The organism is Hydrogenophaga sp. H7 (assembly GCF_002025745.1).
GTDB lineage: Bacteria > Pseudomonadota > Gammaproteobacteria > Burkholderiales > Burkholderiaceae_C > Hydrogenophaga > Hydrogenophaga pseudoflava.
The window spans coordinates 1-7500 of the sequence record NZ_MCIC01000010.1; the positions used below are offsets into that span (position 1 = coordinate 1).

At 58.6% G+C, this 7500-nt stretch carries 2 protein-coding genes, 2 rRNA genes and 3 pseudogenes (1 of these 7 only partly in view); 1 reads left to right on the forward strand and 6 read right to left on the reverse strand.

Features of this window, described 5'->3' with window-relative positions:
* Nucleotides 1–27: 27 nt before the first annotated feature.
* Nucleotides 28–1124, reverse strand: a protein-coding gene (locus BC358_RS06365; RefSeq protein WP_256861428.1) for an IS3 family transposase whose coding sequence is annotated in 2 segments (ribosomal slippage) — nucleotides 28–872 and nucleotides 872–1124 — 1098 coding nt in all. Because the reading frame shifts where the segments join, the coding sequence is not laid out codon by codon here.
* A gap of 100 nt (nucleotides 1125–1224) precedes the next feature.
* On the opposite strand from BC358_RS06365, the pseudogene BC358_RS06370 reads away from it, so the two are divergent.
* A pseudogene (locus BC358_RS06370) lies at nucleotides 1225–1326 on the forward strand (transposase); the annotation flags it as partial.
* A 198-nt stretch (nucleotides 1327–1524) separates the two neighbouring features.
* Here the strand turns inward: BC358_RS06370 and istB are convergent.
* The 5 genes and pseudogenes from istB to BC358_RS06395 form a co-directional block, all read right to left on the reverse strand.
* Complete coding sequence (gene istB / locus BC358_RS06375; RefSeq protein WP_079365171.1) at nucleotides 1525–2343, reverse strand: IS21-like element helper ATPase IstB; 819 nt, start codon at nucleotides 2341–2343, stop codon at nucleotides 1525–1527.
* Nucleotides 2333–3854: pseudogene (gene istA / locus BC358_RS06380) on the reverse strand (IS21 family transposase). The gene istB and the pseudogene istA overlap by 11 nt, the downstream one beginning before the upstream one ends.
* 113 nt (nucleotides 3855–3967) lie before the next feature.
* Nucleotides 3968–4273: pseudogene (locus BC358_RS06385) on the reverse strand (transposase); the annotation flags it as partial.
* Between the two features lie 293 nt (nucleotides 4274–4566).
* Nucleotides 4567–4679: ribosomal RNA gene (gene rrf, locus BC358_RS06390) — 5S ribosomal RNA — on the reverse strand.
* Between the two features lie 160 nt (nucleotides 4680–4839).
* Nucleotides 4840–7500, reverse strand: a 23S ribosomal RNA gene (locus BC358_RS06395); it runs 216 nt beyond the window's last position.

Consider the following 7500-nt stretch of genomic DNA (forward strand, 5'->3'; position numbering starts at 1 on the left):
TGAAGTCCCCTCGAATTCCTGAGCCAGTCAGAAGTAGAGGTTGGGGAACAGTTTGACACGGTACTCGACCGGTGGGATTCGGCCGAGAGATTCATGGGGGCGCTGGTGGTTGTAGCGGTGCAGCCAGTCGGCCGTCATATCACGCACCTCCTGCAATGACTCGAAGACATAGCAGTCCAGCACCTCGGTTCGGTAGGTCTTGTTGAATCGTTCGACATAGGCGTTTTGCGTGGGCTTTCCTGGCTGGATGTGATTGAGCGCGATGCCCTTGGATTTCGCCCATTCGGACAGAGCGTGAGCGATGAACTCCGGGCCGTTGTCCAGGCGAATCGACAGCGGCGCTCCGCGCACTTCCACCAGCTCATTCAAGGCACGTATGACACGGGCTGCCGGCAGGCTGGTGTCGACCTCGATACGCAGGCCCTCGCGGTTGAACTCATCGATGACGTTGAAGGTCCTGAATCGCCTGCCGGACCACAGTGCATCGGCCATGAAGTCGCAGCTCCAACCCTGATTGGGTTGGCCAGCAGCCTCCAGCGGTTGCTTGATGCGCGCCGGCAAACGCTTCTTGCCGCGCCGTGGCAGGTTCAGCCGCAGCTCGCAGTACACGCGCCAAAGCACCGTCTTGCCCCAGGGCTTGCCTTGGTGGCGGGCACTGTCGTAAAGCAGGCCAAAGCCGTGGCGCGGGTTGAGCGCCATGTGCATCTGGATGAAGGTGATGACCCCGGAGTCGTCGCGCGCAATGGGTCGGTAGCGCAGTGTGGAGCGGGCAATGCCGCTGGCCTGGCAGGCTCGGCGCTCGCTCATGCCGTGCTCGGCCATGAGGGCTTGAACGACCATCTCGCGACGCTCCGGGGTCAGAGCTTTCGGTCGACAACGTCCTTGAGCGCGTGGTGCATGAGCGCCAGGTCGGCATACATGCGTTTGAGCTTGGCGTTCTCGTCCTGCAGTTGCCGAAGCTGCGCCAGGTGCGAGACCGTCATGCCAGAGAACTGACTCTTCCACTTGTAGTAGGTCGGCTCGCTCACGCCGTGCTTCCTGCACGTCTCGCCGACCTTGGCACCCATCTCGACCTCCTTGAGGATGCCGACTATCTGCGCTTCGCTGAATCTGGATTTCTTCATGTAGAGACTCCGTCTTGGGGAATTCTCTACTTCCGGGTGGTTCAGGTTTTCAAGGGGACTTCAACCTTGTTAAGGTGGAAGATGAAACTGGAGGTGGCAGATGGTCACGAGAAGGAAATTCAGCCGCGAGTTCAAGCTTGAAGCGGTCAAGCTGGTCACCGAGCGTGGGATGACTGTGGCCCAGGCGGCCAAGGACTTGGACTGTTGGCGCCGATTCAAATCTGACCAGGCGTGCCGATTGAATTTTGACCAGGGGCCTGCACCGGGTTTTTTGATGCCCGGTTGTGGATAACTATACGGTCATCGCTGCTTCTTGCATCTCCTTCTTGCTGCGTTGTGCATGGCCGCAAGCCAGCTGCGAAGGGCGTAGCCCGCAGCGGCCTGCTGGCGGCCCGTCAACTCAGAATGGCTCGGGCGCTGGTGTCTGAACGACCGTCTTGCCTTTGTCTTTGGCCTGCTCACGTGCTCTGCCCTTGGCCTTGACCTGCGCTGAGCTGTGGCGGAACCGGTAGGACTCGTTGCCCGTCTCCACGATGTGGCAATGGTGCGTCAGCCTGTCCAGCAGTGCCGTGGTCATCTTCGCGTCGCCGAACACGCTGGACCACTCGGCAAACGCCAGGTTGGTCGTGATCATCACGCTGGTGTGCTCGTACAGCCGGCTGAGTAGGTGGAACAGCAGCGCCCCGCCGGCCTGGCTGAACGGCAGATAGCCCAGCTCATCGAGGATGAGCAGGTCCACATGCAGCAGGCTGGCAGCGATGCGCCCCGCACGCCCCTGGGCTTTCTCCTGCTCCAGCGCATTGACCAGATCGACCGTGGAGTAGAAGCGCACCCGTTTGCCGTGCTGGGTGATGGCCGCAATGCCCAGCGCGCTGGCCAGGTGCGTCTTGCCCGTGCCAGGGCCACCGATCAGCACCACGTTGTGGGCTTGGTCGGTGAACGCGAGGCTGGCCAACTGACTGACCAGCACCCGTTCCACCGCTGAGGCCTCGAAGTCGAAGCCGGCCAGATCCCGGTGCATGGGGAATCGTGCCGCCTTCATCTGGTAGGACACCGAACGCATCGCCCGGTCCACCCCTTCGGCCTGCAGCAGGTGCTCCAGCAGCCAGCGTGCACTCTGCAGCGCCGCCGTCTCCCCTTGCCCCAGCAGATCATCCCAGGCGCTGGCCATGCCGTACAGCCGCAGGCTCTTGAGTTCGCTGGCAATCTCAGTTCGCATGGCCAGCCTCCTGGGCGTCGGCAGCGCGCAGCCGGTCGTAGCGGTGGGTGTCGGCGCGTGGCGCCTCGCGCAGCGCCAGGGCCGTGTCCGCCGGTGGCGGACGCTGCGGATCACTCAGGCGCGCCAGCACGTTGCGCACGTGCTCCACGCTGATGTGTCCGCTGGGCGTGGCGTGTTCCAGCACCAGTTCCACCGCCACCAGCAGCGTGTCCAACCCTGCCGTAGGCACCAGGGCCAGCACCTCCGAGAGCACCCGGTCACCACCGGTGTGGCGCATCAGGGCATGACGCAGTTGCGCCAGCGGCCGGGGCATATCGGCAAACGGTGCGCCGTTCCTCAGTGCCCCGGGGCTTGCGCTGCACCAGCTCGATGTAGTGCTGCCAGTCGAACACCGTCTGCCCCCGGTTGAGCACCCGCTCGTGGCTGGCCACCAGCGCGTCCCCAGCGACCACGTCCACGCGGCCGGGATACAGCCGCGTGCTCACCATGTGCCCGGCCCACTCGCAGGGCACCGAGTAGCGGTTGCGCGCCACCGTCACCAGGCAGGTGCTGCTGACCCGCGCGGGGCGCTCCACGTAGCCGTCAAACGGCGCTGGCATGCCCATGAGGTGCTCGCACTCGAGCTGCAGCACCTCGGCAATGCTCAGCTCCCGGTGCTGCGGGTGCGGCGTGTCCGCCCACACCGCCTTGCAGCGCTCGGCCAGCCACGCGTTGAGTTCGGCAAAGCTGGTGAACTTGCGCTCTCGCGCTTGCAGCCACACCCGTCGCCGGCTGTCCTGCACGTTCTTCTCCACCACCCCCTTCTCCCAGCCCGAGGCCACGTTGCAGAAGTCCGCATCAAACAGGTAGTGGCTGCACATGGCCGCAAACCGGGCGTTGACCACCCGGCCCTTGCCCTTCTTGACCTTGTCCACCGCCGTCTTCATGTTGTCGTAGATGCCCCGGCGGGCCACGCCGCCGAGCGCCGCAAACGACCTCGTGTGCGCGTCAAACAGCATCTCGTGCCCCTGGCTGGGGTACGCCACCAGCCAGAACGCGCGCGAGGCGCACAGCTTCAGGTGCGCCACCTGCGCCTGGTGGTACACCCCGCCCACCACGATGCCTTCCTCGCTCCAGTCAAACTGGAACGCCTCGCCCAGCTCGAAGCTCAGCGGCACAAACGCCTTCGTGGTGTCCTTGCCCGAGTCCTGTCGCCACGCCCGGATGAAGTCCGTCACCGCGCTGTAGCCGCCCCGGTAGCCTTGAGCCTGGATCTGCACAAACAGCGCCCGCGCCGTGCGCCGCTGATCCCGAGCTCGGTGGGCATCCGTCTTGAGCGCCGCCACCAGCGTCGCCTCGAACGCCGAGAGCTTGCCCATCTTCTGCGCCCGCTCATACCGCGGCTCCATCGCCGCCGGCGCCTTCAGCCACTTCTTGACGGTGTTCCTGGCCAAACCCGTCTTCCTCGAGATCTCGCTGATCGAAATCCCATCGCGCATCTTCATGCGCCTGACCTTGCCAATCATGTCCATGGTGATCACCTCTTTTGCTCCTGCCAAAAAATTCAGCAGTCGCGTGATACACCCTGGTCAATTTTGAAGCGGCACTCCCGCCTTCAGATGGTCAGTTTTCGGTCGGCGTCAACAGGCAGGTTGTCTTCCCCGGCATCCAGCCCCACGAACTCACGGAACAGCGCCATGTCGTACAGCGCCTCTTCCATGGCCGGGTCCGAGAGGTTGAACCACTGCTGCAGGAAGTGGATGCGCAGCATGGTTTCGACGGCAAACGGTGGGCGTCCGCCCTTGGCACCCGGTGCCGGCGCATGCGGCGCGATCAGCGACACCAGCTCGGCCCAAGGCACCACGAGGTTCATCTCGTCAAGGAACTCACGCTTGCGCGTCCTCTTGGTCTTGCGCTCGAATCCGCTCTCGCCCAGGCTCAGTTGCTTCATGCCGTCAATGTCTCACATCGGGCCATGGGCGCCGGGGTTTTGCAGACCATCCCTTGAACACAAACAATGATGTATCCACGGATTCGGGTCAACTCCAACTCCAGTGTCTGGATCGAACACACCTGACCAATGGTTGCAAGAACTGATCTGTGACCTCGAGCGAGCCAAAGCCGTCAGATGTGAAGGTGAAATGATCTTCGATCAGTAACCACTCATGCTCTGACCTTTGCACCGGTAAAAGCGCTAAAGCAAAAGGCCCCAAGTATCTCTACTTGGGGCCTTTCTCAATAATAGCCTGACGATGACCTACTTTCACACGGGAACCCGCACTATCATCGGCGCAAAGTCGTTTCACTGTCCTGTTCGGGATGGGAAGGAGTGGGACCAACTCGCTATGGTCGTCAGGCATAACTTGTTGCCTGGCTGAACGGGCTGTTCAGCCAGACGAATTCATAGAGTTTCGAATCAGCTGTTTTTGATTGCTGCCAACGTCATGATATTAGTCATGAGGGCATAAGACATTTGCACGAACCGTCTTTTCAGACACGTGGTTTCGTCAAAGTTATAGGGTCAAGCCTCACGGGCAATTAGTATCGGTTAGCTTAACGCATTGCTGCGCTTCCACACCCGACCTATCAACGTCGTGGTCTTCAACGACCCTTTAGGGGGCTCAAGGCCCCGGCAGATCTAATCTTGGAACGAGTTTCCCGCTTAGATGCTTTCAGCGGTTATCTCTTCCGCACTTAGCTACCCGGCAATGCCACTGGCGTGACAACCGGTACACCAGAGGTGCGTCCACTCCGGTCCTCTCGTACTAGGAGCAGGCTTCCTCAAATCTGCAGCGCCCACGGAAGATAGGGACCAAACTGTCTCACGACGTTTTAAACCCAGCTCACGTACCTCTTTAAATGGCGAACAGCCATACCCTTGGGACCGGCTACAGCCCCAGGATGAGATGAGCCGACATCGAGGTGCCAAACACCGCCGTCGATATGAACTCTTGGGCGGTATCAGCCTGTTATCCCCAGAGTACCTTTTATCCGTTGAGCGATGGCCCTTCCATACAGAACCACCGGATCACTATGTCCTGCTTTCGCATCTGCTCGACTTGTCAGTCTCGCAGTTAAGCACGCTTATGCCATTGCACTATTAGCACGATGTCCGACCGTACCTAGCGTACCTTCGAACTCCTCCGTTACACTTTGGGAGGAGACCGCCCCAGTCAAACTGCCTACCATGCACTGTCCCCGATCCAGATAATGGACCTAGGTTAGAACCTCAAACACACCAGGGTGGTATTTCAACGTTGGCTCCACAAGATCTAGCGACCCTGCTTCAAAGCCTCCCACCTATCCTACACAGATCTGTTCAAAATTCAATACAAAGCTACAGTAAAGGTTCATGGGGTCTTTCCGTCTTTCCGCGGGGAGATTGCATCATCACAAACATTTCAACTTCGCTGAGTCTCAGGAGGAGACAGTGTGGCCATCGTTACGCCATTCGTGCAGGTCGGAACTTACCCGACAAGGAATTTCGCTACCTTAGGACCGTTATAGTTACGGCCGCCGTTTACTGGGACTTCGATCAAGAGCTTGCACCCCATCAATTAATCTTCCAGCACCGGGCAGGCGTCACACCCTATACGTCCACTTTCGTGTTTGCAGAGTGCTGTGTTTTTAATAAACAGTCGCAGCCACCTATTTTTTGCAACCCATTCGTGCTCAGATGTTCTCATCACACTACTAGGGCACACCTTCTTCCGAAGTTACGGTGTCAATTTGCCGAGTTCCTTCTCCTGAGTTCTCTCAAGCGCCTTAGAATACTCATCTCGCGCACCAGTGTCGGTTTGCGGTACGGTCAATTACAAGCTGAAGCTTAGTGGCTTTTCCTGGGACCTCGTTCAGTTACTTCGCGAGCAAGCTCGCTCGATCGGCAGCCTCGGTATATGACGGGCGGATTTGCCTACCCATCGCCTACATCTGCCTAAACCGGGACATCCAACACCCGGATAACCTATTAAGATCCGTCCCCACATCGCACTTGTAATCGGTACAGGAATATTGACCTGTTTCCCATCAGCTACGCATCTCTGCCTCGCCTTAGGGGCCGACTCACCCTACGCCGATGAACGTTGCGTAGGAAACCTTGCGCTTACGGCGAGGGGGCTTTTCACCCCCTTTAACGCTACTCATGTCAGCATTCGCACTTCTGATACCTCCAGCAGCCTTTACAAGCCACCTTCACAGGCTTACAGAACGCTCTCCTACCACTTGCAATAAATTGCAAATCCGCAGCTTCGGTAACTGGCTTAGCCCCGTTACATCTTCCGCGCAGGACGACTCGATCAGTGAGCTATTACGCTTTCTTTAAATGATGGCTGCTTCTAAGCCAACATCCTGACTGTTTTAGCCTTCCCACTTCGTTTCCCACTTAGCCAATTTTAGGGACCTTAGCTGGCGGTCTGGGTTGTTTCCCTCTTGAGTCCGGACGTTAGCACCCGGTGCTCTGTCTCCCAAGCTGTACTCTGCGGTATTCGGAGTTTGCCTTGGTTTGGTAAGTCGCCATGACCCCCTAGCCAAAACAGTGCTCTACCCCCGCAGGTAATACTTGAGGCACTACCTAAATAGTTTTCGGAGAGAACCAGCTATTTCCAAGTTTGTTTAGCCTTTCACCCCTATCCACAGCTCATCCGCTGGTTTTGCAACACCAGTCGGTTCGGACCTCCAGTACCTGTTACGGCACCTTCATCCTGGCCATGGATAGATCACTTGGTTTCGGGTCTACACCCAGCGACTGAATCGCCCTATTCGGACTCGGTTTCCCTACGCCTTCCCTACTCGGTTAAGCTTGCCACTGAATGTAAGTCGCTGACCCATTATACAAAAGGTACGCAGTCACCCTTTCGGGCTCCTACTTTTTGTAAGCATGCGGTTTCAGGATCTATTTCACTCCCCTCCCGGGGTTCTTTTCGCCTTTCCCTCACGGTACTTGTTCACTATCGGTCGATGATGAGTATTTAGCCTTGGAGGATGGTCCCCCCATATTCAGACAGGATTACACGTGTCCCGCCCTACTTTTCGTCAGCTCAGTACCACACAGGTCTTTTCACGTACGGGGCTATCACCCGCTATGGCCGCCCTTTCCAGAGCGTTCCGTTAAGTCTTGTGCTATCACTAACAGGCTCTTCCGATTTCGCTCGCCACTACTTTCGGAATCTCGGTTGATGT

What these genes read in the sequence shown, in the direction of transcription:
- istB (WP_079365171.1), bottom strand. Translation starts at nt 2,343, where the DNA reads ATGCGAACTGAGATTGCCAGCGAACTCAAGAGCCTGCGGCTGTACGGC.